20 protein-coding genes and 1 tRNA gene are annotated in these 25,953 nt (G+C 30.4%); 11 read left to right on the top strand and 10 right to left on the bottom strand.

Translation table 11 applies throughout. From position 1 onward, the window contains the following. Positions 1 to 271: 271 nt before the first annotated feature. The gene (tsaD, locus tag LPC16_RS04820; RefSeq protein ID WP_229636999.1) at positions 272 to 1,315 is read left to right on the top strand and encodes a tRNA (adenosine(37)-N6)-threonylcarbamoyltransferase complex transferase subunit TsaD; all 1,044 of its coding nucleotides are present in this window, start codon (positions 272 to 274) and stop codon (positions 1,313 to 1,315) included. Positions 1,316 to 1,392: 77 nt separating this feature from the next. Here the strand turns inward: tsaD and LPC16_RS04815 are convergent. The 6 genes from LPC16_RS04815 to LPC16_RS04790 form a co-directional block, all read right to left on the bottom strand. Further along, positions 1,393 to 1,479 (bottom strand) — tRNA-Ser (locus tag LPC16_RS04815). Between the two features lie 440 nt (positions 1,480 to 1,919). Next, positions 1,920 to 2,855, bottom strand: coding sequence for a protein translocase subunit SecF (secF, locus tag LPC16_RS04810; protein ID WP_229636998.1), 936 nt, complete (start codon positions 2,853 to 2,855; stop codon positions 1,920 to 1,922). 60 nt (positions 2,856 to 2,915) lie between these two features. Further along, positions 2,916 to 4,328, bottom strand: coding sequence for a protein translocase subunit SecD (gene secD, locus LPC16_RS04805; RefSeq protein WP_040055143.1), 1,413 nt, complete (start codon positions 4,326 to 4,328; stop codon positions 2,916 to 2,918). Between the two features lie 20 nt (positions 4,329 to 4,348). Beyond that, a complete protein-coding gene (locus tag LPC16_RS04800; protein ID WP_229636997.1) occupies positions 4,349 to 5,332 on the bottom strand; it encodes an alpha-ketoacid dehydrogenase subunit beta in 984 nt (327 codons plus the stop codon). 524 nt (positions 5,333 to 5,856) lie between these two features. Continuing rightward, positions 5,857 to 6,414, bottom strand: coding sequence for a ribosomal protein S18-alanine N-acetyltransferase (rimI, locus tag LPC16_RS04795; protein ID WP_040055221.1), 558 nt, complete (start codon positions 6,412 to 6,414; stop codon positions 5,857 to 5,859). 181 nt (positions 6,415 to 6,595) lie between these two features. Continuing rightward, complete coding sequence (locus LPC16_RS04790; protein WP_229636996.1) at positions 6,596 to 7,852, bottom strand: tRNA nucleotidyltransferase/poly(A) polymerase-related protein; 1,257 nt, start codon at positions 7,850 to 7,852, stop codon at positions 6,596 to 6,598. Positions 7,853 to 7,936: 84 nt separating this feature from the next. On the opposite strand from LPC16_RS04790, the gene LPC16_RS04785 reads away from it, so the two are divergent. Then, a complete protein-coding gene (locus LPC16_RS04785; RefSeq protein WP_040055219.1) occupies positions 7,937 to 8,185 on the top strand; it encodes a Ycf34 family protein in 249 nt (82 codons plus the stop codon). A 203-nt stretch (positions 8,186 to 8,388) separates the two neighbouring features. Here LPC16_RS04785 and LPC16_RS04780 read toward each other — a convergent pair whose 3' ends face one another. Next, positions 8,389 to 9,756 carry a hypothetical protein gene (locus LPC16_RS04780; RefSeq protein ID WP_229636995.1) on the bottom strand — a complete coding sequence of 456 codons (1,368 nt, stop codon included), beginning with the start codon at positions 9,754 to 9,756 and terminating at the stop codon, positions 8,389 to 8,391. A 792-nt stretch (positions 9,757 to 10,548) separates the two neighbouring features. On the opposite strand from LPC16_RS04780, the gene LPC16_RS04775 reads away from it, so the two are divergent. Beyond that, complete coding sequence (locus tag LPC16_RS04775; protein WP_012954051.1) at positions 10,549 to 10,860, top strand: 30S ribosomal protein PSRP-3; 312 nt, start codon at positions 10,549 to 10,551, stop codon at positions 10,858 to 10,860. Between the two features lie 602 nt (positions 10,861 to 11,462). After that, positions 11,463 to 12,626, top strand: a complete 1,164-nt coding sequence (locus tag LPC16_RS04770) for a histidine kinase (protein WP_407084175.1) — start codon at positions 11,463 to 11,465, stop codon at positions 12,624 to 12,626. A 53-nt stretch (positions 12,627 to 12,679) separates the two neighbouring features. On the opposite strand, the gene gatA is transcribed toward LPC16_RS04770, so the two are convergent. After that, positions 12,680 to 14,125, bottom strand: a complete 1,446-nt coding sequence (gatA, locus tag LPC16_RS04765) for an Asp-tRNA(Asn)/Glu-tRNA(Gln) amidotransferase subunit GatA (RefSeq protein WP_229636993.1) — start codon at positions 14,123 to 14,125, stop codon at positions 12,680 to 12,682. 661 nt (positions 14,126 to 14,786) lie between these two features. On the opposite strand from gatA, the gene LPC16_RS04760 reads away from it, so the two are divergent. Beyond that, positions 14,787 to 16,820 (top strand): NAD(P)H-quinone oxidoreductase subunit 5, encoded by a 2,034-nt coding sequence (locus LPC16_RS04760; protein WP_229636992.1) that lies wholly within the window; start codon positions 14,787 to 14,789, stop codon positions 16,818 to 16,820. 299 nt (positions 16,821 to 17,119) lie between these two features. On the opposite strand, the gene LPC16_RS04755 is transcribed toward LPC16_RS04760, so the two are convergent. Continuing rightward, entirely contained in the window at positions 17,120 to 18,592 is a 1,473-nt protein-coding gene (locus LPC16_RS04755; protein WP_229636991.1) for a M16 family metallopeptidase, read from the bottom strand. Between the two features lie 379 nt (positions 18,593 to 18,971). On the opposite strand from LPC16_RS04755, the gene LPC16_RS04750 reads away from it, so the two are divergent. From LPC16_RS04750 to folE, 4 genes are all read left to right on the top strand, one after another. Beyond that, a complete protein-coding gene (locus LPC16_RS04750) occupies positions 18,972 to 19,445 on the top strand; it encodes a tetratricopeptide repeat protein (RefSeq protein ID WP_229636990.1) in 474 nt (157 codons plus the stop codon). A 121-nt stretch (positions 19,446 to 19,566) separates the two neighbouring features. After that, positions 19,567 to 20,565: an acetyl-CoA carboxylase carboxyl transferase subunit alpha gene (accA, locus tag LPC16_RS04745; RefSeq protein ID WP_229636989.1), complete on the top strand. Its 999-nt coding sequence runs from the start codon at positions 19,567 to 19,569 to the stop codon at positions 20,563 to 20,565. A 276-nt stretch (positions 20,566 to 20,841) separates the two neighbouring features. Further along, positions 20,842 to 21,570, top strand: coding sequence for an SDR family oxidoreductase (locus tag LPC16_RS04740; RefSeq protein WP_040054905.1), 729 nt, complete (start codon positions 20,842 to 20,844; stop codon positions 21,568 to 21,570). A gap of 27 nt (positions 21,571 to 21,597) precedes the next feature. Further along, a complete protein-coding gene (gene folE, locus LPC16_RS04735; protein WP_040054906.1) occupies positions 21,598 to 22,308 on the top strand; it encodes a GTP cyclohydrolase I FolE in 711 nt (236 codons plus the stop codon). Positions 22,309 to 23,026: 718 nt separating this feature from the next. On the opposite strand, the gene dusA is transcribed toward folE, so the two are convergent. Continuing rightward, positions 23,027 to 23,998: a tRNA dihydrouridine(20/20a) synthase DusA gene (gene dusA / locus LPC16_RS04730; RefSeq protein WP_229636988.1), complete on the bottom strand. Its 972-nt coding sequence runs from the start codon at positions 23,996 to 23,998 to the stop codon at positions 23,027 to 23,029. Between the two features lie 289 nt (positions 23,999 to 24,287). Between dusA and LPC16_RS04725 the strand changes: the two genes are divergently transcribed. After that, on the top strand, positions 24,288 to 24,986 hold the full coding sequence (locus LPC16_RS04725) for an LmeA family phospholipid-binding protein (RefSeq protein WP_229636987.1): 699 nt from the start codon (positions 24,288 to 24,290) through the stop codon (positions 24,984 to 24,986). 167 nt (positions 24,987 to 25,153) lie between these two features. Beyond that, positions 25,154 to 25,867 carry a photosystem II biogenesis protein Psp29 gene (psb29, locus tag LPC16_RS04720; protein ID WP_040054909.1) on the top strand — a complete coding sequence of 238 codons (714 nt, stop codon included), beginning with the start codon at positions 25,154 to 25,156 and terminating at the stop codon, positions 25,865 to 25,867. Positions 25,868 to 25,953 lie beyond the last annotated feature (86 nt).

Here is a 25,953-nt window from a genome sequence, read left to right as displayed (position 1 = left end):
AACATATTTTGATTATCTTCTGCTTCTTTCTGCACATTACATACTGATAATTTATTAAAAGCTCTGCAGTACTTGAAAATTTATGTTTTTTCTGAGTTTTATTTTCAAAAAGTATTGAAAATAAAATAGTAATTACGTTATTTATATAATTTATATTACTAAAATAATGATATGTAGAATACTATACAAGCAAAATAAAAATATTCAGAGTCTACTAACACTTTCTAAGTTATTATTTAAGTAATATAAAAAGTAAATAATATGAATAACTATGGTAACTATATTAGCAATTGAAACTAGTTGTGATGATACTTCCGTAGCTATTGTTAACGATAAAAAAATTTGTAGCAATGTTGTTGCTAGTCAAAATGAACTTCATAGTCATTATGGGGGAATTGTTCCTGAAGTAGCATCTCGTGAACATTTGCTACATATTAACTATTGTATTGAAAAATCTCTACAGATTGCAAAGCTAAATTGGAATGAAATTGACGGAATTGCCGCAACAGTTGCCCCAGGACTTGTTGGAGCTTTAATCATAGGGGAAACAGCTGCAAAAACTCTTTCTATGATACATGACAAACCATTTTTAGGTATTCATCATTTAGAAGGCCATATTTATGCTAATTATTTATGTAAAACTGACTTAGAACCCCCCTTTCTCTGCTTACTAGTTTCAGGAGGTCATACTAGTTTAATTCATGTAAAAGATTATGAATTTTATGAAGAATTAGGAAAGACTCGTGATGATGCTGCTGGAGAAGCTTTTGATAAAGTAGCTCGATTATTGGACTTGGGTTATCCAGGCGGCCCAATTATTGATAAGTTAGCGACTACCGGTAATCCAAAGAAATTTAATCTACCAGAAGGTAGAATATCTTTACCTCAAGGAGGTTATCATCCTTATGATTCAAGCTTTAGTGGTCTCAAAACAGCTGTTTTAAGGCTAGTAGAAAAGTTCAAGAAAGAACAGAATAGTCTTTTGCCTGTTGCTGATATAGCTGCAAGTTTTCAAGAAACGATAGTTCGTTCACTAACAAAAAAAACAATTAAATGCGCTATTGACCATAACATAGATCGTATTGCTATTGGCGGAGGAGTCGCTGCTAATAGTGGTTTGAGAAATCATCTCACAAAGGCTGCTAAAAAACACAATTTAAAATTTTATTGTCCTCCTTTTGATTTGTGTACAGACAATGCCGCTATGATAGCTTGTGCTGCTGCTAATCACTTGGCAAAAGGTCGTAGATCTTCCTGGAGTCTTCAAGTACAATCCCGATTAAAAATTTCTGAAACTATGAAACTCTATCAATAAAATCCTATAGTACCAGCGTAATTGAAGGAAATTTATATTGCTTTAATAACTATCTTTTCTTAAAATAGAATTAATAACGGAGAGAGAGGGATTCGAACCCTCGTTAAAGTTACCCCTAAACAGCATTTCCAGTGCTGCGCCTTCAACCGCTCGGCCATCTCTCCTTATCATGCGAAGCCGATCCTTATTATATACTAGAAATCTACTTTTTTCCACAGAAATTGTATGATTCTTTTTTTTTTTAAATTACATAGTTGATTGACTATATGATTATTGTTTTTTTAATGTACACAACTATAGAAGAAATATCTCTAGAGAAACTAAATTGTGAACATAATTTCTAGATTTAAGTCATGAAAATATATTTAAAGTTATTCTATTTACAGGCTACAAGATTTTAGTTAGCTATAAATAAGCATTCATTTAATCCAAATAGCAGAGAATTTCAACATATTCTAAAGTATTAAAGTGTATTTACGGAAAAAATTCATGATACTTACAATTAATAGTAAAGAAAATATATTTTAATACTTTCTCTATTATTAATTTGCTGATATTTGATCCTTGCTAATTCATAAAGTAAAGTTTTGCGATAAGATTTTACTTAACTTTTTAATTTAATATTTGATACCTTAGACTCACGCCACCATGCAAGTAACGTGCTTGCGATAAAAATACTAGAATAAGAACCTACTGAAAAACCTAAAATTAAAGCAAGAGCAAAAAATTTTATTGTTTCTCCTCCAAAAAGGAAAAGACTTAGAAGAGGTAATAAGGTTGTAGCAGTAGTATTAATTGAGCGTGATAAAGTCTGATTCACAGAATTGTTTACTATTTCGCTTAAAGAAAGCTCCTCACCAAATCGATCTATGTTTTCTCTAATACGGTCGTAAATCACAACAGTATCGTTTACAGAAAATCCTATTATAGTTAAGAGAGAGACTAAAAATAGGCTATTAACCTCTACTGAAGCAAATAATCCTAGATAAGAGAAGAAACCAACTGTAATTAAAACATCGTGTACCAATGCTAGGATGGCAAAAAATGCATAATCAATCTTGAAGCGAATACTTAAATAAAAAACTATACCTAGAAAAGATGCTAACAAGGCTAAAATTCCGGATTTAAAAAGTTCCAAACCAATAGTCGGTCCTACAGTATCTATTTGAATTGTTTCAAAATTAAAACTTCCAACTCTATCATTTAATTCTTTTTGTAACTCAGTTCTTTGTTCGACATCAAGTGGTTTAGTTTGGATAGAAAGAATGTTATTTTCTAAGACTTGAATAGTATTATCATTTAGATCTCTAGTAGTTAGAATATCTCGGACTATTTTTGTATCAATTGGTACAGTACATTTTTTTTCAGTCTCACATTCTAGTTGTAATTGAAGCCTGGTACCTCCAACAAAATCTAATCCTAATTTTAGAGGAGCATTAAATTTAGAGTACGAAATAATAATTCCAACAATACTACTTATAATTACTGTTAAAGATATGAGCCACCATACTCGTCTCCATTTAATTATATTTAATTTCATAATTAACTATTTTAAAAGTACTAAAGAATAAAACTGTGAAATTTTGCATGCTAAAATTCCCTAAAATTTTGAGGTTGTTAAAAGATTAGGACAAAAAATTTCAGGATTTTTTCTAACAAGAGGAAATTTTAAAACTGCAGTTAATAACAAGGTACGAGTGCAGGTTAGTGCTGTAAACATGCTAATTAATATTCCAATAGCTAAAGTGAGAGCAAATCCTTTAACCAAACCAGATCCTAAACCGAATAGAGCTCCACAAGCGATTAAAGTAGTAATATTACTATCTAGAATGCTAGAAAATGCACGATAAAAACCAGATTCTACTCCAGCATAAAGTGTTTTTCCATTGTGCAGCTCTTCACGAATTCTCTCAAATACTAAAATGTTAGCGTCTACTGCCATACCAATGCTTAAAATGAATCCTGCTATGCCAGGTAAAGTTAATGTTACTCCAACCAGAGAATAACAAGTTAAAGTTAAAGTGGCGTAAATTAGCAAAGCTATGTTAGCCAAGGCTCCTGATAAACGATAATAAATTATCATAAAAATTAAAACAAGAATTAAGCCGGCTATCGTAGCATAAATGCTCCGGCGGACGCTATCTTGCCCGAGAGTTGCACCAACAGTTCTATTTTCAACAACTTGTACTGGAAAAGGTAAAGAACCTCCTCGTAGTTGGACAGCCATTTCATTAGCACTTTCTGCAGTAAAATTACCTGTAATTACTGCACTACCTCCAGTAATTCCTGTGACGGCAAATTGAGGACTAACTATGGGTGCACTGATTAATATATTGTCTAAGAAGATTCCAATACTACGTCCAGTACCGGCAACTTTTTTTGTCAAATCGGCAAACTTCCCTTCTCCTTCATTGTCAAAGTCGATAATCACTTGCCATTCAATTCCTTGGCTTGGCCCATAACGAGCATTTTTTAGATCCTTACCTGATAAACCAACAGAATCAAATAATTTTAATATTGCTTGATTAGATACATCTATTGATTTTGTTAATTCAATAATACGTTGTTTTGTCTCTAGATTAGTCTTTTTTTGTCTAAGAGTACTTAATTCTATATTCTTTTGTTGTCTTATTCTAAATTCTGCACTCAACTGACCTTCAGTGCCTTGACGTTGTTCACGGAAATCTAATTGTGCCGTTCCCCCTAGTACTCTTTCTGCTTGCTCTGGATTTGTAACTCCGGGTAATTGGATAACAATTTTATCTTTTCCTAAAGTTTGTACAATAGGTTCAGCTACTCCTAAACCATTAACTCGATTCTCAAGAACAGTTTTTGCTGCCTCTAAATCTTCTTGAACAATATTTTGAATATCTTTGGTTGGCCTAAGCTGTATAGTTAATTGACTACCGCCTTTAAGGTCTAGTCCTAGTTGCAAAGGCATAACATTGAGAAAGGTAATTGCACTGGTTAAGAGAGCAACAATAAAAACGATCAACAAACGTTGTTGTTTCATAGTTATGTTAAAATAAAACGTTAAATATGCAGTTTCATTATCTTTTCTACTGACGAAGCAATTTGAGAAGGTTGTACTATTGTCAACTTTTCTAACATTCCGTTATAAGGCGTTGGAATATCTTGAGACGATAGACGTACGACAGGAGCATCTAACTCATCAAAAAAATTTTCTGTAATTAAAGCAATCAGCTCTGCTGCAATACCACTGGTTTTCATGCATTCCTCTACAATAAGAACTTTATGAGTTTTTCTAATTGAATTTCCAATAGTCTCAAGATCAAATGGTTTAAGAGAAATTAAATCAATTATTTCAGGAGAATATCCTGCTTCCTCAATTTCTTTTAATGCCTGTATACAATGGTGTCGCATGCGAGAATAGGTAAGAATAGTTATATCTTCTCCAGAACGTACGATTTCTGCTTTGTCTAAAGCAAGGATGTATTCTTCATCAGGAAGTTCTTCTTTAAGATTATATAGCAAAACATGCTCAAAAAAAAGAACAGGATTTTCGTCTCGAATAGCCGCTTTAAGTAGTCCCTTAGCATTGTATGGAGTAGAACAGGCAACAATTTTGAGTCCTGGAACTGCATGAAAATAAGCTTCTAAACGTTGAGAATGTTCAGCTCCTAATTGCCTTCCTACGCCTCCAGGACCACGAATAACTATGGGAATTTTAAAATTACCACCAGAAGTATATCTTAACATTCCTGCATTATTAGAAATTTGATTGAAAGCTAGCAATAAAAAACCCATGTTCATTCCTTCTACGATAGGTTTTAATCCTGCCATGGCAGCGCCAACAGCCATTCCCATAAAACTATTTTCAGCTATTGGAGTATCTAGAACTCTTAGTTCTCCATATTTCTGAGAAAGATCTTTTGTCACTTTATAAGAGCCTCCATAATGACCTACATCTTCCCCTAAAACAAGAACTGTATCATCTCGTTCCATTTCTTCATCAACAGCTTGACGTAACGCGTTAAATAGTAGTGTTTCTGTCATAAATTTATATTAAGGTTGAAGATTTATTTTTGTCATACTATCATTAGAAACTAGGCTTTAAGTTTTTTCTTTATCCCATCAATTTAATCTACTATATGAATAATTAGGTTAATTTGTTTTTGTTATAACTTTATATCATTTACTTAACATATATCATTTACTTAACAAGTTTTCAGGGTCAATGTTTAGAATTTTAAATTTCATAACTTATCTTGTAAAAAATATTTAATAAGCATAGATAATTTAAGATGAATAGTCTATATCTTAGCCTTTCGTATTTTTTGCTCAATTGAATCGATTAACTCAGTATACGTCATACGATTGTAATGTATATTACAAAAAATTCAATTTATTATTAAGTGAAAAGAAAACTTTCGTCATATGATTCAAAAGGGATTTTTAATACAATTTATAGGACTTGATATATATTCTTTGACAAATCATTAACAAAGAATATAGTGATTGTTAATAACTGAAATCATAACTTCTTCATAATAAAAATGTAGAAGTTTGTAACTTTAAAATTAATAGCTAATAAGATCTGGAGGAAGATAGCAATTATCTATTAAACGTCTATGAATTAATTTCTTCCAGAAGGATAATTCTTTCTGAAAGATAGGATGATTTAAATCACTTTTCCAAAAAATCAAAGCATCTTCTTTAGTTTTTTTATAATATTCTTTGCGTCTTCCAGCAATTTTAAATCCAAATTTTTCATATAAACAAATAGCAGATCTATTAGAAGCACGGACTTCTAGAGTCGCATGTTCTAATTGACTTGAAACAGCGTCTTTTAAGAGACTATATAATAATAATTGGCCTAAACCTTGACCTTGATATTTTGGATCAATCATCAATAATGTAATATGTGCTTCTTCTAGAATTCTCCAAAAACATCCACATCCAATTATTGAATTCGTTGAATTTGTAGATAAAACTAGGAAATGACTATTCGGACTCTGTAGTTCTCTTGCATAGTTGTCTATTGTCCAGAGGCCTCCTAGGCAAATTTTATCTAAAGAGACAAGCTCATTAATTTTATCATTTTGAGGAATAGAGAGCTTTAGAGATGCATACATCATGAAAATAAATTTATTAAAGAGTAATACGCATAATACTATCAATTCCTGAAGAAGAGATATACGTAATATTCTTCTTCAGGAATTGATATGGTAAGAAACATATCAGCTATTAAAGTATGAATTTATACTTAATACAATTATAACTATTACGATATATACAAAAAATAAGCCTATATATAACCTACATTGTGCTATGTATCTTTTCTGCTAGATCTAAAGCTTCTTTTTTTGTAAATATTTTTTCTTCAATGTAAGCGATTCGAATATAATTTAATATTTTTCCTATTTGTTGTCCTTGTTTAATTTTTAGATGTGTAATTAAATCATGGCCTGTTATTAGAGAGTGTGGATGAGCTAGTTTATCATGAGGATTTAAATAACGATAAATCAACTCAAAGATAAGTTCATTATTTATATTTTTGACTAAAGAAAATAAAGCAAAAACAGGGAAATTTTTACCTGTTTCTAAAAAAATAGAATAAATTTCTTTCTGAAGATTTTTCTCCTTTCCGATTAATAAAGTCTTTTCTAAAATTAGAGGTAATATCTTTATAGCATTCTTAGGATATTTCAAATATGTGAGCTGTCGAGTAGCTATTTCAGGATTTTGAGATAATAAACATAAAAGTTTTACTTTCTTAACTAATGTATTATTATAAATATCTCGGATATCATTAAAGCCAAAAAGAACTTTAAGCTCATTATATTTTAACTTATTTATTAACAGTAAAACTTTGCGATTAACTTGTTTTAGATAGCATAAATTATTTTGGTTTAAATCAGAAAAGACAAATCGTAATAGATTATCTTTCTTCATTTCAATTAACCAATCATTACCATTAAAATTTTGCAATAAATAGCTTAGTTCTGTTTGTATTCTTTCTACAGCAACCTGAGAAATACAAGAAGACAATTTTTTAATTGCATGACGTGTTTTAGTCTCGATAATGAAATTTAATTGAGAAGCTTGTCTATAGGCACGTATTAATCTTAGAGGATCATCTTGAAGGTTTTTAACGTTAATCATTCTAATGGTTTTGAGCTGTAAATCTCTTAAACCTTCTGAAGAATCAATTATTTGCTGTTTATGAAAACTGTAGGCAATTGCATTAATAGTAAAATCTCTTTGCTGTAAGTCTTTATCTATATTGTTTCCATTTTGTTTTGCTAAATCAATAGTTCCTTCCCTGAAAATAATTCTGATAATACTTCTTTTCGAATCTAAAATAATAAAATTCACATGATAACTGTGGGCAATATTTTTTGCTATTTTAGGAACAAAATTTGGTAGGATTATATCTAAGTCGATATAATCTTGTTCGGAACTTAACAGTATATTCCTTACTGCTCCTCCTACTAAATAAGCTGTAGATGGCAAGATATCTAATTTAAAAGGTAGTATATTTGGAGATAAATTTAGAACTGTTTTCTGCCTCATTTTTTACAATATAAGAGCAAATTTTAGAAGTTAGTCGAGTCTTCTTAATTTACGCTAAGTTAGTATAAATTATAGAGAAAAAGTATGTGTATTTGTGTTAACTGTCATTATGTTGACGTTTGTCAAACTTATCATGCAGTTGAAGAACAGCACCAACAATCCCATTTAACTGATAAACCATCTTTTAACCCTATACAAGCTGATATTAATGTAAATATTCGTCCAAAGGATGAATATATTGAAATAGAATGGGATATTGTAAGCTGCAAGAGTTTTCTGGAAGAAACAGGAAAATGGATTCGTTTATGTCCAGGATTACCTATTCCTAACTAATAAATGTTCATAATATTAATGTTGAATATTATGAACATTTATTAGTTAGGGGAAGAGCCATAATAAGGCATACTTTTTTACTTTCATCCTCTAAGCTGGGTTTAATTACCTAGGTATATACTATTCAATAAAATTTAATAAAGATTACAATTCATTATCTTTATGTTCATAATAAGCATACCTTATTTTTTGATTATATTTTTTTACTTTTTGTAATTAAGTATTCTGAGCACTATTTTCCATATTTTTATCATTAGCTTTTCTATCCAATAAAAAATTATATCTAGCAGCTCTAAAATTCTAATTAGAGGATGTTTAATATATTCTCCAGATTTTATTCCTACTTCTGTAATATTTCCTGTAAATTCTTCTTGTTTATCTTTCTTTATTTTAGGAATCAAATGACTACTTATGGGCTTTTGGGAAGCTCGATTAATATCTAGATAATTTGCTTTATGTTTTTCTAGTTCATAATCATAAAATAAATTATGAAATGAATTATTATTATTAGACAATACTATAGAACTATATGGCCGTGATGGATATTTTTCTAGAGATATAAATTTACTAGATGTTTCGTTCCAAGAAGACCACTTATAATTATTTTCATTATTTTTCGTTTCATATAGTTTTATCTTCTTTTGTTTTAGACTATGCCTTAAATATTTATTGGATAGGATTCGGCTTAAAAAATAATATATAGTCGTATATACGAGAAACTTTAAAGAAAATTGATTACTTTGAATTCTAAGGGATTGATAACTTTTTTTTTGCAGATATCCTTTCCACTTTTGAACCATCTTGCCTATTAAAAAATAAAAGGAAAACTTTGTGTTTCCGTTATGATCTTTAACTATAGACCTTGGTATTTTTTTTAACAATTTCTCTGAACTTAAAGATATGTCAGATAGTTCCCCACAAAAATTAAGATTCATAGCTAATGATTCATTTTTCATCCAAAACATTAACTTCCAGAAAACAGACATCAGGAATAAAATGAAATTTTGCTTCGTAAAAGATTGAGTTATTAAATACAGATCATGTACTTTACTGTATCTCGAGTTATTCTTATAGTTGTTTAATTGTAAGTTTATGTATTTATGCAAATAATTTTTTTGATTTTCAGACAATATATCAATAGTAATGTTGTTTTCAGTAACTAGAATCAATTTATGGGTAATTAAGTTACTAGCCAGTCCTTGGATTGAATTAATAGCAATATCATTTATTGTGTAAATTTCATTTTCTAATCTCTTCTGCTCTTTAAAAAAGTCTTTGTATTCTTCAAGATTTAATAGAAAATACCGTACTTTTTTAAGCGTTTTTTCTAAATAAAAATCAGTATTTGAATAAAGAGGACTTAATAAATAGTCAGTTCTTCTTAATCTTTTTTGGCTAGTTTTTTTCGTATGTACAAAAAAATAAAGTGGGTATATAATAATTTGTACACTCCACTTAAAAATAATTTTTATTAGCTTACCTTGGTAGACAAGATGCTCTTTTAACAATAAAGATTTACGATTTAATAGGTTGAATAGTTTGCTTTTAAAACGATATGTAGAAGAGTTCATTTATATATTTTTCTAGCAGTTAAGTATTTTCTCAAACAAAAAAGTAACAAGTAGAAGTTATCAAGTACTATATTTTTTAGTTGAAGTAATTACGTCAAAAGTATAAAACATTTCTTTTTCCTTTTGTAAGTTAATAATATTAAAAACTATAGTTATCTACAAAACAAATGAGATTAAGAAAATTGTAACAAAAAATAGATAAAAATGAATAACTATAAAACATTTTAGGTCTAAAGACAAAGACTGTATGTTCTTTGTCAAGTAAACTTTATAAAGTCTAGTTTCTTAGATCTGATTTTTAAAAATTTTAGTAGTTAAAATCTTCATTTATTAAATAACTATTATGATTAAATAGTCCTATCATACAAAATAAGTAAATCAAAATTATGTAATGTTTTTATTGGTAAGGTAATTTTTGTATAGTTACTCCTTAATTGATCTGCTTAAGCAAGCTTAATTAAAGTTATAAAATAATTTAAAAAAAGATATTAACCTGGTGAAACTGATAACATTAAGTTGAGATATGTACTTATTTATATTAACTAGAATAGTATAGATTTTATTTCTTGTTTAAGATATATAACTAATCATTATATCTGTTAATACTTTGATTTTTTTTAATTAAAAGCTACTAAACAGGAAAATTTATAAAAATAATGAATTACTGTACTTGTTGTTTAACCATTACTATAAAATCTTTGTTCTGTTTAATAGTAAAATTTACTCTAAATAAGTTATAATAAAGGGTCTCATATTTAAAATATTTGTGCAGTCTACCCACCGGAGGCGTAATTGGAGCCTAGATTTATATTAAAAGTTCTTTGGTTAGATGCTAATGTAGCCATCGCCGTTGATCAAATTGTCGGAAAAGGAACCAGTCCTTTAACTGCTTATTTCTTTTGGCCACGTAATAATGCTTGGCAAGAGTTAAAAAATGAACTAGAAGCAAAGCATTGGATCTTAGAAACAGAAAGAATTGAAGTCTTAAATAAGGCAACAGAAGTCATTAATTATTGGCAAGACCTTCGTAATCAAGGAAAAAGTATTACTATGAAGGAAGCTCAGGCTAAATTCTTAGAAGTAACATTTAGTGGTAGTAACTAATTTAAACTGATAAACATAAACAATAAATTGTCATCATCAGTTATTTACTTAAAGTTATTAATTAAATATTTATTACTTTGAAAAGTATTTACTAACTTTAGTAAATTCTCCTGTTAACTAATGGTAAGTTTTTCTCTAAATAAGTTCAATAATTCTTCTTTAGAAGTCATGGCTCATTAGTTTTTAATATTATAGTGCAGAGATAAATAATTTTCTGCGCTATATTTTTTTAGTAACTAGATAATTCATATGAATCTCATATTATAAATAAAATTGATTCTAATAAAAGATCTAATTTTTAGAAAAATATACAAATATTAATAAACATAATAGTTTTCTTATTTATGCTGTCTTGTTTTCCTATCTGTATCTTGATTGTTTTATTTCTTTTTAAAAATTACGTAGTACTAAATAGAAATGAATATAGAAAATAGTTTTTAGCAAATTTACTATAAGACAAATAATTTATCAGTGAAGTTTTTACAATTACAGTCTAATATAAAAAATGATTAATTATTTTTAAGTACGAAACATAAATTAGTTAATGAAAACTTTTTTTTAATTATTATTCTCAATTAACACATATATGATTTTGGATTTCAGTGGTAAAGACATTGAAATATAGAATAAATACTGAAAATGATTACTTCATTCCTATGTCTATCCAGTTATTATTGTTTGTAGATGAACGTCCTAGTTCTAGTGAGTATGTGAGATTAATAAGAGACTATATTGAAATCATTAAAAAGAGTTGTCCATGTCAGTTAGAAGTAATTGAAATTCGTAAGCAACCTCATCTTGTAGAACATTTTCGGCTAGTTGCCACCCCTGCACTTGTAAAAGTATCACCAGGACAAAAACAAATTTTGGCCGGAAGTAATTTAATTAGCCAATTAGAAAAATGGTGGCCTCAATGGAAATCTTTATTAGAAAGAAAGCATAGTAATTATCAAATAGAGAAAAGTACTGTTTCTAAAATTGGTCTAATTGAATATTCAGCAGAACTTATACGCTTGTCTGATGAAGTTTTTCGTCTAAAAAAAGAAAAAAAAGACTTGTTAGATCAACTAAACTTTAAAGATCAGGTTTTAGCTATGTTAGCCCATGATTTACGTAGTCCTCTTACTGCTACCTCTATAGCTATAGATACTTTAGAAATAGTTCAAGACAAAGAAATTAATGAACGTTATATAAAACTTAAAAAGCAATTATTTTCTCAAATACATAATCAGCTGCAAATTATGAATCGCCTAATCACTGATATTCTACAGGCATCAAAAAGTATTAACGGTGAATTGAAAGTAGAACGTACAGAAGTTTTCTTGTCTCATCTATTTAGAGGAATTTTTAGACGATATGTTAATTTACTTAAAGAAAAATCGATAAATCTAACACAAGATATCCCTGAAGATATACCAGGTGTGTATGCAGATGAAGAATTGATTCGCCAGGTTGTTATTAATTTATTAGATAATGCAATTAAATATACACCAGAAAATGGCCAAGTTACTCTATCAATTCTTCATCGTACTAGTCAAAAAGTGCAAGTAAGCATTTCTGATACTGGACCAGGTATTCCTAAAGAAAAGGAAGAAAGAATCTTTGAAGGACATTTTCGGCTACAAAGAGATCAAGGTAAAGAAGGTTATGGACTAGGCCTATCTTTATGTCGTAAAATCATCCGCGTTCATTATGGACAAATTTGGGTAGATAGTGTGCTCGGTCAAGGAAGTTGCTTTCACTTTACTTTACCTGTTTATCGATAAGTTTGTTTAGTTGAAGTAAAACATTATATAAAGTTTTTATCTCTAATTAACTTCTATAACTGAGGTGACAAATTATGCCATGGTGTAGATTGTTCATAAGCATAACCTACTTGAAAAAGTTTTCCTTCTTCAAGAATATTGCCAATTAGTTGTAATCCAACAGGTAAACCTTTTTTATCAAATCCACACGGAATACTCATTCCAGGTAATCCAGCTAAGTTCACGGGGATAGTCATTAAATCAGATAAATACATATTTAAAGGTTCAGATATTTTTTCACCGGCCTTAAAAGCTGTTGTCGGAGATGTTGGACATACTAAAACATCTACTTTCTCAAAGTTAATATCAAAATCTTTCTTAATCAAGGTTCTCACTTTTTGAGCTTTAAGGTAGTATGCATCATAATATCCTGTAGATAGCGTATAAGTACCTAGCATAATACGTCTTTTTACTTCTGCGCCAAAGCCTTGGGATCTAGTACTAGTATACATATCCGCTAGAGTATTTGATTTTGTTCTTAATCCATATTTGACTGCATCATAACGTGCTAAGTTTGATGAGGCTTCAGCAGGAGCTATGATATAATAAGCAGGTAGACCATAACGGAAACTAGGACAAGAAACACTTACAATCTTTGCACCTAATGTTTTTAGGTGATTAATTGCATTTTGGACAATATTACTAACCTCTTGTTCTACTCCTTCCATAAAAGTTTCTTCAATTACTCCAATTGTTAGCCCTTTTAATGAAGGTTTGAGGAATCGAGTATAGTCTGGTACTGTAACTTTAAGGCTAGTAGAATCCTTACAGTCATAGCCAGCAATAGTTCCTAGCACGATAGCAGTGTCTTCTACACTGCGGGCAAATGGTCCAACTTGATCTAGGGATGAAGCATAAGCGACCAGTCCAAACCTAGAAACTAATCCATAAGTTGGTTTTAGTCCGACCACACCACATAAAGCTGCAGGCTGACGAATAGAACCTCCAGTATCCGAACCTATAGAGATTAAGCATTCTGCAGCTGCTACAGCTGCGGCAGAACCACCCGAAGAACCACCAGGAACTCTAGACAAATCCCAAGGATTTGCAGTGACTTGATAGCCAGAGTTTTCTGTAGAACTTCCCATTGCAAACTCATCTAAATTAGTCTTTCCTACCATAATAGCTCCAGCATTTTGAAGTTTTTGGGTTACAGTAGATTCATAAGAAGGAACAAAATTTTCTAAAATCTTAGAGCCACAGGTGGTAGTGATTCCAGAAGTAATCATGTTGTCTTTAACTCCAACAGGAATACCTGATAAAATTCCTATTTCCTCCTTATTAGCAATTTTATTATCAATTTGTTTAGCTTTTGATAGGGCATAATCAGCTGTTATGTGTAGAAAACTTTTAACTTTTGAATCAACTGCTTCGATTCTTTCTAATGCTTCTGTTGTAATCTCAACTGCAGTTCTATCTTTATTAATTAATTGTTGGTGAAGTTTACGAATAGATGTCATATTATTTTGCTGTACTTAAAAGTATGAATAAAATAAAGCTGAATTCTTATTATTAGTATCATATTGAGAATTAAAAGCTAAATTATTTTTTTGTTAATCTTAAGAATACAGTGAATATAGTAGCAGATGCTCATCTATTGCCGGAATCATTTTATTTAAATTATAAAAAAACTCATTTATTCAACTTCACTACCTAAATAGACTATATGTTCATAAAAAACTGAAGTTAAAATAATATCAACTATAAAATACCTCTATTTTAATCTGAGGGCATAACGTTTATGAGATAGGTAGGAAACTTTTGATTTTCATATCTACTAGATTTTTTAAGATTTGATGAGTTCTACACATTTTTGCTAAGATCATAAAAGTATAGTGTCCTCACATATCTATATGGTTCAATACTTCATTTTAAGTTGAACAGCGTGTAGAGAGGTACCTTAATTAAGTTTGTTATCTTATAGGTTATTGGCCAATTAATAGAAATTTAAATCAAAAAGACTTACAGAGAGAGAAATTATAAATTATCTCTTTCAACATAGTCTTGTATTTGATACTATTTATTCAGTACAGAGGGGTTGTAAATTTCTTAAAGAAGCCCTTAACCGAAAAGCTAACGTTATTAACTAAATACAAAAACAAATAACTTAGGCATTACGGTATGGAACCCCTTTATCAATACGCCTGGCTAATTCCCACTTTACCTCTTTTAGGGGCAATAATAGTTGGCTTGGGTTTAATCACCTTCAATCAAGTTACCAATAGCCTTAGACAAATCAATGCAGCAATCATTATTTCTCTAATAGGCACATCCATGGTTTTATCATTTGCTCTTCTATGGAGTCAAATTCAAGGTCATGGGGAATATTCCCAGATGTTCGAATGGGCTGCATCCGGAAAATTTCACTTAGAAATGGGTTATACACTTGACCACCTCAGCTCTCTCATGTGTGTCATTGTAACTACTGTAGCTTTTTTGGTAATGATCTACACAGATGGTTATATGGCCCATGATCCAGGATATGTACGTTTTTATGCTTATTTAAGTATTTTTAGTGCTTCTATGTTGGGATTAGTCATCAGTCCTAATTTAGTACAAATTTATGTTTTCTGGGAACTAGTAGGTATGTCTTCTTATTTACTAATTGGTTTTTGGTTTGACCGTCCAGGAGCTGCCAATGCTTGTCAAAAGGCCTTTGTCACTAATCGTGTCGGAGATTTTGGTTTACTTTTAGGTATGCTAGGTCTATATTGGGCAACACGAACTTTTGAGTTTGATTTAATGGGACAACGTTTAGAAGAATTAATCTCTTCAGATATGATTTCTCCCATGCTCATTACAATATTTGGAATACTTGTATTTTTGGGGCCAGTTGCAAAATCAGCTCAGTTTCCACTTCATGTTTGGCTGCCTGATGCTATGGAAGGACCTACGCCAATTTCTGCTCTTATCCATGCAGCAACTATGGTAGCAGCAGGAGTATTCTTAGTGGCGAGAATGTATCCAGTATTTGAGCATATTCCTACATTGATGACAATAATAGCTTGGACAGGGGCAGTAACTTCTTTTATAGGGGCAACTATTGCGATCACTCAAAATGATATTAAAAAGGGATTAGCTTATTCAACCATGTCTCAACTAGGTTATATGGTTATGGCAATGGGTATTGGTGCTTATAGTGCTGGGCTATTTCATTTGATGACTCATGCTTACTTTAAAGCCATGTTGTTCTTATGCTCTGGATCTGTTATCCATGGTATGGAAAATGTTGTAGGACATAATGCTGTATTAGCTCAAGATATGCGCTTGATGGGGGGTCTTAGGAAGTATATGCCTCTCACATCTTTAGCCTTTTTAGTCGGCACCCTTGCTATTTGTGGTATTCCTCCATTTGCTGGTTTTTGGTCTAAGGATGAAATATTAGGATTAGCTTATCAATCAAATCCTTTTTTATGGTTGGTTGGATGGTTAACAGCAGGAATAACAGCTTTTTACATGTTTAGAATGTATTTCATGACTTTTGAAGGTAATTTTAAAGGAAATGATATGACAATTCGCACAAGATTATTATCTACTGCCACTTTAGAGACAAAAGCTACTGAAGATGAGGAATTAGAGCATCATTCTACTAATCACGATCATAGTAGTAACAGTTTGCCTCATGAATCTCCTTTAACAATGACCTTACCGTTGTTAACCTTAGCTATTCCTTCAACAGCTATTGGCTTATTAGGCAGGCCTTGGAATAATAACTTTGAGAATTTTATTCATGCTCCTGGAGAAGTTGTTGAAAAATTAGTTCATTTTGATTGGACTGAATTTACTATTATGGCTGGGGCTTCAGTTGGAATAGCAAGTATTGGTATTGTAGTAGCATTTTTAATGTATTTAAAACATAAAATTGATCCAAATACTATTGCCGAAAAAATTCCTACTTTATACCAATTTTCTTTAAATAAATGGTATTTCGATGATGTATATAATCAAGTTTTTGTAATAGGATGTCGCCGATTAGCTCGTCAAATTATGGAGGTTGATTATCGAGTTATTGATGGAGTTGTTAACTTTACAGGATTAGCAACTTTAGTTAGTGGAGAAGGTCTAAAGTATTTTGAAAGTGGAAGAGTTCAATTCTATGCCCTAGTTCTTTTTGGGGCAGTTTTAGGATTTGTAATTGTTTCCAGCGCAACTTGAAAATAACCGGATTTCAATGTTTTCAAAAACAAAAAGAGGCTTTTTAACCCTCTTTTTGTTTTTTTAATTATTAACAAAAAAAATAATCATATGACTTTAGGAAAATACAATATACTTTCAAGTTATGATAAATTTCCCATATGCTAAAAATTAAAACCCACTTATGGTTTCTCAGCAAGAATAAATTTTAAACATATATTTTTAAATGAAATTATATAATGGAACATGTTGATTGTTTTTCTATAAATCAACATTTGATGTGATCTTAATCATAAAATCACATCAAATCAATAATTTAATTATTTATTCGAATTAGGAATAGTAACATCAATATTGTTTATATTTTTCTTTAGCTTAGTAAGAGAAGAATAAATATTTTCTTTATTGCCTACTACTAAGATTACTGTATTTTCTGGTTTTAAATATTCTTTAGCAACTCTCTGAATATCTTCTATAGTAGTTTTTTTAATTCCATCCTGATATTTGAAAATAAAGTCCTCCGGATAGTCATAATATTCGTAAGTTAATAAACGAGATAGAGTTTGACTAGGATTTTCAAATTTGAATACAAAGGAATTAAGAATAGATTCTTTTGCATATGCTAATTCATCACTTTCTATAGGTTGGTCTCTAAGCAACTCTATTTCCGTCATTAGAGATTTTATAAACTGTACTGTTGTTTCAGAAGAAGTTTGACCGCCAGCTAGAAAAATTCCTGGATAATCGTAAGCTGCATTCCAGTATCCATACACGGTATAAGCTAGTCCTTGGCGAGAACGTAGATTATTAAATAAACGTCCTCCAAAACCATTCAGTAAACCATTTATAACACTTAAGGCTGGATAATCTGGACTATCTAACTTACCTCCTAAATGTCCTAGCAATACATTACTTTGGTTTAAGTGAGGCTGATCAACAAAAAATAATTCATCTTTTTTAGCTTGATGGGCTTGAGAAATTTTTATCTCAGGCTTTATAGTAGAAGATTTCCAATTTCCAAACTTATTTTGAATTAATTGTTTGATTTCTTTAGAATCAAAATCTCCTACGATCCCCAAAATAAGACTTTCTGGACGAATATATTTTTGATGAAAAGAAACAACATCATTCAAATTAATGTTATTTAAAGTATCATACTCTATAGTACGAGCATAAGGACTACCTTCTCCATAAACAAGCTTGTGTAGTTCTCTGTTGGCAATATCTCCTGGATTATCATTACGACGAGCAATTTGTCCTTGCAACTGAGTTTTAGTCAGGGTTAATTGCTGGGAATCAAAAGCTGGTTGTTTTAAAACTTGAGAAAAGAGATCAAATACAATCTCAATATCCTTACTTAAAGAATTAAATGCTGCATTTCCTGAATGCGTATTAATACTGACTTCAATTTTTGCCGCTCTCTGTTCTAAAAGTTCATTTAATTCACCAGCGGAATGGTCCACTGTCCCCCCCAGACGCATCATAGATCCAGTAATTTCCGCTAACCCAATTTTTTCTTGTGGCTCAATGCGTGATCCCACTTTAATTAATGCATTACCTTTAATTAAAGGTAACTGATGGTCCTCCATTAGATACACTACCATTCCGTTATCTAATTCATAACGCTCATAATCGGGTAAAGTGATGTTGGATAAAGAAGGAAATTCTAATTCTTTATAATCTGTTGGAGTTTTAGCTGTTGCTGGTAGTCGAACAATCAAAACAATAAATAAAATAGTGATTAGAATCAATGATATCCAGCGAAACTGTCTAAACAATGAAATTTGCATCATAAAGAAGATTAAGATTTTTTGCTTTATTGGAAAAATAATATTACCGGAACTAATCATTTCTGATAACCATGAAAAATCAAAAATTAACAATGATTTTTATATCTCCTGTTGAATAAAGTAATGAAGCATTAATTTGAGTAAATTATAGATATGGAAATTAAAATTCTTATCTATACAGATAGTTTCTTTATATAAATAAGAACATTCATAACTTATCTTTTCTTATCATAAAACTTTTTCTTTATAGTCGAAATAAACAAAAGATAAAAAGCTAAAAGCTTGCCGATTAATTAAAAATTTTGTTATACCAATAGCTAAACTAATGATTATTAAAGCAGTGTTGTATTTATCTAAAAAAAGAAAGTTATTTTTATATTTTGTGCAGTTTTTATCTGCATTTAGTTTAATTTATCCTGTAGTTTCTCTACCAACATCAAAATTCATTCTAATCTCTCAAAATTATCTTTCAAATCACTCCCTAAACGATCTCTTGATAAAGGGAATGGAAAAAGGTATTCAAGGAGATTATCTAAAGGCTATTATTGATTTTACAAAGGTTATTCGTTTAAGTCCTTATGACATAGAAGCTTATTACAATCGTGGAATTGCTTATGAAAAAATTAACTATAATATAAGTGCAATTGCTGATTTTGATAAGGCTATAAGGCTTAATAGTAATATGGTAGATATATACATAGCAAGAGCGAATGTATCTTATAAGCTAGGACATTTACGGGAGGCAATTACTGATTTAAAAACCGCAAAAATATTATGCTATCAACAAAAAAATAAGACTTGCTATCAGGAAACATTAGATATGCTAGATAATTTTCAAACACTGAAAAATCTCTAAATACTAAAAAGCAACATAAAAATACTAATTTTATTAGACCAGTTGATTTTAAGTAACTACGGTTATTTTTTATCTTAATCATATCAATCTACCATAGACTATTAATTTATCATAATGACTGATGAATAAAAATGAGCGCCGCGTCTTTTTACTAGATTTCGAAAAGCCATTATGGGAATTAGAGGCTCGAATTGAGCAAATTCGAAGATTGGCCAAAGAAAACAATGTGGATGTTACTGAGCAAATTACTCAACTTGGAAATCGTGCAGAAAATTTGAGGAGAGAAATTTTTAATGGTTTAACTCCATCTCAACGCCTACAACTTGCTCGCCATCCTCGTCGTCCAAGTACTTTAGACTATATCCAATCAATTACTGATGAATGGATAGAATTACATGGTGATCGTGGAGGCTATGATGATCCTGCCTTAGTAGGTGGAATTGCTCGTATAGGAGGTCGTCCTGTAGTAATTCTTGGTCATCAGAAAGGAAGAGATACTAAAGATAATGTAGCAAGAAATTTTGGTATGCCGGCTCCTGGAGGATATCGTAAAGCTATTCGTTTAATGGAGCATGCGAATCAGTTTTTTATGCCAATTTTAACTTTTATCGACACTCCAGGGGCTTGGGCTGGTGTAGAAGCTGAAAAGCTTGGTCAGGGAGAAGCAATCGCATTCAATCTTCGTAGAATGTTTAGTTTCGATGTTCCTATTATTTGTACTGTTATTGGAGAAGGAGGCTCAGGAGGAGCATTGGGTATTGGAGTTGGAGACAGAATCCTTATGCTCGAACACTCAGTTTATACTGTAGCAACTCCTGAAGCTTGTGCTGCTATTCTTTGGAAAGATGCAAAAAAATCCTCACAAGCTGCGACTGCTCTTAAAATTACAGCAAATGATCTTAAAAGATTAAACATCATTGACTCTATCATACCTGAGCCTTCTGGTGGTGCTCATGTAAAACCACTAGAAACTGCAGTAATTTTAAAAAAAGTGTTGCTTCAGAATCTTGATGAATTATCCAGTTCGACCATAAAGACAAGGAAAGAATTAAGATATGAAAAGTTCCGAAAAATAGGTATATTTTTTGATCCAGGGTCAGATTGTCCAGGTTATCAATAAATTTAAAAAGTGAGTTTTTTTAACTTGCTAACAGAATTTTCTAGGAAATGCTATCATAATATTATGGGAGACTTAGGACAAATCCTTAAGTTCACCTTAAGTATTGACTAGCTTCAAGTTCATAAAGATTTTTCCCTCTAATGATATTGAAGTTCTAAGCCCAATGAATATTAGGTAGCAATTAAGCATATCTGATCTTTAACTCTGTTATTTAGATAATTCTTAGCTAACTTATATATTTTTCTTAAGAAATCAGCTAAAGGCCTTCATTATACTATGAGTTCTTCCTCAATTAAATTAAATGCGATTATTACTGGAGCCAGTAGCGGTATTGGAAAAGCAACTAGTTTAGCTTTTGCTCGTGCAGGTATTAATACTGCTTTGGTTGGTCGTTCCTTAGAATCTCTAGAGAATGTAGCTAAAGAATCGATAAAGGAAGGCGTTAAAGTAAAACCATACGTAATAGATTTAAGTGAATTAGATATGGTATCGATGCGAATCCAAGAAATAATTAGTGACTTTAATAGTATTGACATTATTGTTAACAATGCTGGTATAGGGTATACCAATTTCTTGAGAGAAACATCTTTAACAGATTGGCAAAAAGTACTTAATTTAAATTTAACTAGTGTTTTTCAATGTGTTCAGGGAGTTTTACCTCATATGCGAAAACATATGAAAGGAACTATCATTAATATTTCTTCTACTGCAGCAACAAATATTTTTCCTAACTGGGGAGCATATTCTGTAAGTAAGGCTGCACTTTTATCTTTTTCTAAGATACTAGCGGAAGAAGAACGAAGCAACGGTATTCGTGTAACAACAATTATGCCTGGGGCTGTCAGTACACCAATATGGGATACAATCACTGTTCAAAAAAATTTTGACCGTACTGTTATGCTCACTCCTGATTTAGTCGCACAAACCATTCTTCATGTGGCACTATTACCAGTAGAGGCCGTCATTGAAGAAATAACGATTTTACCTAGTTGTGGGAACCTTTAATAATTAGATCAGCATTTTACTTTAACTATGACAAGAGATTCTTCTAACAGATTCAATTCTTCTAAATCAAACAGTTCTAATAATCTTAATTCCGATTTAGTTGATCAAATTAATACTCAAAATAATCACAATAAACAAAAATCTACAGACCCAAATAATCTGGATGTAAATATAAAAAAAATAGAAGATGCTGTTTATTCTATTCTTGAAGCACTAGGAGAAGATCCTAATCGTGAAGGATTATTAAAAACTCCATATCGTGTTGCAACTTCCATGGAGTTTCTAACAGCAGGCTATAATCAGTCTTTGGCTGAATTAGTCAATGGAGCTATTTTTGATGAAGGACATAATGAAATGGTTTTGATAAGAGACATTAACTTTTTTAGTTTATGTGAACATCATATGTTGCCATTTATGGGACGTGCTCATGTTGCTTATATACCTAACAACAAAGTGATTGGGTTGAGTAAATTAGCTCGGATTGTAGAAATGTATTCGCGTCGCTTGCAAGTACAAGAACGTCTGACCCGTCAAATTGCTGATGCTATTCAGGAGGTCTTAGAACCACGTGGTGTTGCAGTTGTTATGGAAGCTAGCCATATGTGTATGGTAATGCGAGGGGTCCAAAAGCCTGGCTCTTGGACTGTAACTAGTACAATGGTCGGTAAATTTAACGAAGAACAAAAAACTCGAGAAGAGTTTCTCAACTTAGTTCGTCACCAACCAAAGCCTTTTTAAATGAATAATTTGAGAATCTTTTTTAGTATTAACTGAGGAGATTCTAGTAAAATACTAGAATCTCCTCAGTTAATACTAAAAAAGATAATTATTTATTAAACAATAAGACAGTCAACATTTGTACGTTAGAAAATAAAATCTAAAAATAATATAAGCATTAATTACTATTTTAATTAGGTCAGTAACTAATATTAATTTTTTTGCATATTAAAGTCTCAATAAGAATATATAAGTCTCTCCACCTTAAATAAAGTTAATTTAGAATTTATCTTATTTAAGGTTGCAAAAGTCAAAAACGAATATTTTCTCTTGTTATAGGTTATGTATAAAACTAATCAAAATTGTCAAATCTTTTATTATACTCTTATACTTTCTATTTTTTCGAATATGTTTATAATGGTTTAAAACAATTAAATCTATTGAATTGTTTGATTTTTATAATTCGTATTGTGATAATATAAGTTGCCAAGTCTTCTCATATCGTATCATTCAACCATTCGCTGTAACATCTCTATTTTCTAAAAGATAGGTTTTTAATAAGTCTAAATAAAAAATCAAAATGTGGTGTTTTCAATATAAACGTTATTGTAAAATTAATATATATCTTCTATTTATTAAAATAAAACTAGATAATTTAAGTATTTTTTGAGTTTAAAACTATAGATAATAAACCATTGCTAGATTCACAAATCTATATGGTTAGAGTTATTAGAAAAAATTAGTTTTTTACTTTATCTAGTGCATAAAGAATAGTCTTAGAATCTTGACCAATAAAATGAGAATTTTTGCCAATATATTTTTTCCATTCTTTAGTTCCAGACATACCTAAAAATAAAGCTAAAAGATGTCTAGTGATATTGTGTAATTTTAAACCGCGACTTGTCCAATATTCTATGTAAGGTAGTGTATTTTCTATAATCTGATAGCGAGTTAATGGTAAGGCTTTACTTTGATAAAATTTTCTATCTACCGTAGCCAGTAGATAAGGATTATCATAAGCTGCTCTTCCTAGCATAACAGAATTAACAAATTGTAAGTGATTACTTACCTGCTCTAGACTAATGATTCCTCCATTAATTTCAATAATAAGATGAGGAAAATCTTCCTTAAGACGATAGACATCCTGATACCTTAAAGGAGGAATATTACGATTTTCTTTTGGACTTAACCCTTTTAACCAAGCTTTACGGGCATGCACCGTGAATTTTTCACATCCAGATTCCGAAACTATACGTACAAAGTTCTTTAAGCTATCATAATCATCATGATTGTCAATACCAATTCTATGCTTTACTGTAATTGGTATACTAACTGAATTTTTCATTTTTTCAACTGACTTAGCCACTAATTCTGGCTCAGCCATCAAACAAGCTCCAAAGCGTCCGTCTTGCACTCTATCACTAGGACACCCAACATTTAAATTCACTTCATCATACCCCCAGTCTTCTGCCACTACTGCGCATTTACCTAGTATATAAGGGTCATTACCCCCTAATTGTAGAGATAAAGGCTTTTCCTCGGGCGAAAAATCTAAAAGTTTTGATTTATTACCATTTTGAATAGCTGCTGTAGATATCATTTCCGTATACAGTAGAGTATGTTTGGTAATTTGTCTTATAAAGTAACGAAAATGACGATCAGTTCGATCCATCATTGGCGCAATACTTAATAAATTTTCTTTATTTTTCATATAGTTAATTTTATGGTGAATTCTAGTAATTTCTTAAATAGAGTAATTGTTTATTGTTATTTCCTAGAATGCTGAAATCAACAATGTTGCTAAGCATCAGATGCATGTAGATATAACGAGATTTTAAACGATTTAATATTTTTCTATAGTCTCGGGATGATAATCAACAGAAAAAATCAATTAAAAGTTAAATTATTGAACTTAAAACTTTACAAGAAAAATATAACTAAGGTTAACATAGCGAAGATTTACAAAATAATAAATTTATTGTTTAGCCAAAATATTTAATATGAGCAAAATTATTACAAAGATATTAACTCCTGCTTTAAAGCTTTGGTTAAATTCACAGGTCGAAAAACTAGAGACCTTGAATTTATCTATTGAAGGTAGTGATTATCAGTTTTTAAGCGGTTATATACCTGAAATAATATTAGATAGCCATCAACTAGTTTATAAAGGATTATCTTTAGAAGAAATTAAGTTAAAAGCGAGGAATATTCGCATAAACGTAGGTCAAATTTTAAGAGGACAATCTTTAAAATTACTAAAAGATATTAAAATATCTGGAGAAGTTGCTATAAGTAATGAAAGTTTGAAAGCATCTATTTCGTCAACAATGCTTCAGGATAGCATTAAATATCTTTTGAATATTTTATTGGAACATAAAGAGTTTACAAAATTTTCACGAAGAATAAGTAATATGACTTTTCAGTTGAAGGAGATTAATATTGATTGTTCTAATATAACCATACAAGTAGTATCACTATACGAGGAGGTAATTGAATCTATCACAATTAAGTTGAGACCAAACATAACTTCTACTCAAACTCTTAGCTTAAAAGAAGTCGAGATCAGAGGTTTATCTGGGTTAGATACTTGTTTAGATAGGGAAATATTATTAGATTTAGGACCTGATTTTTGTATTAATCAACTTTCTTTAAATTATGGTAAATTGTCTTGCCAATGCGAATTAAAAATTTATTCTTGAATATTATGATTATTAAATTCTACGCTCACTAAATTCAATTTTATTCCTTATTAAGGATAATCAGAATAAGTTACATTTAAATTTTTATATGACTTACTTTGCAAAATAGTACTTTACAAGAGAGAATAACTAAAGACCATCATTAAAAATAATTTACAATCTATTTCGTGGATAATATTCGTACTGTTTCTGATACAAAACGTGAGTTCTACAATTTCTTTACTAGACCAATCAGCTCAATTTATAGACGATTTATAGAAGAGCTCCTAGTAGAAATGCATTTACTATCAGTAAATGCAGATTACCAATATAATCCCATTTATGCTTTAGGAGTTGTTACCTTATTCAAAAAATTCATGTATGGGTATCAACCGGATGATCATCAAGATCTAATATTTGATGCATTGTGTAAATCGACTGGAGGAGATACCAAACGATATCTAGAGGAATCAGATACTATATTACATGAAGCTGAAATGCTATCTGTTTCAGATTTTAAAGGAAATATTGTAAGATTATCTCAAGAAGAAATTAATGAAAAGTTACTTTGGAAATCTTATTATTCTATAGCTGAAAATTCTAAGTTTAAATATAGTCGTTTATTAGCTATTGGTTTATATTCTTTACTAGAAAAAATTAGCTCTGACTTAGTAGAAAGTAAGGAAGAGTATAATAAGGCAATAAATCAGATAGCTAATGATTTAAAACTTTCATCGGAAAAAATACAAAAAGACCTTGAAGTATACTGTGGTAACTTAGAGAAAATGCAACAGTTGTTAACAGCTATTGAAGATTCATTGGAATTTGACCGAAAAAAGCGTATATCTCAGAAGGAAGAAAATGTTCTTGAGACAAGTGACGATGAACTAAAAAAAGAATAGTACAATACATTAACCATCACACATTTAATTAATAACATAGTAAATTATTAGTTAAACATTTAGCAGTATCAAAAAATCTGGCATAA

The sequence above is a fragment of the cyanobacterium endosymbiont of Braarudosphaera bigelowii genome, from assembly GCF_020885515.1.
Classification (GTDB): Bacteria; Cyanobacteriota; Cyanobacteriia; order Cyanobacteriales; family Microcystaceae; genus Atelocyanobacterium; species Atelocyanobacterium thalassa_A.
This window is presented reverse-complemented; position numbering and strand designations above follow the sequence as displayed.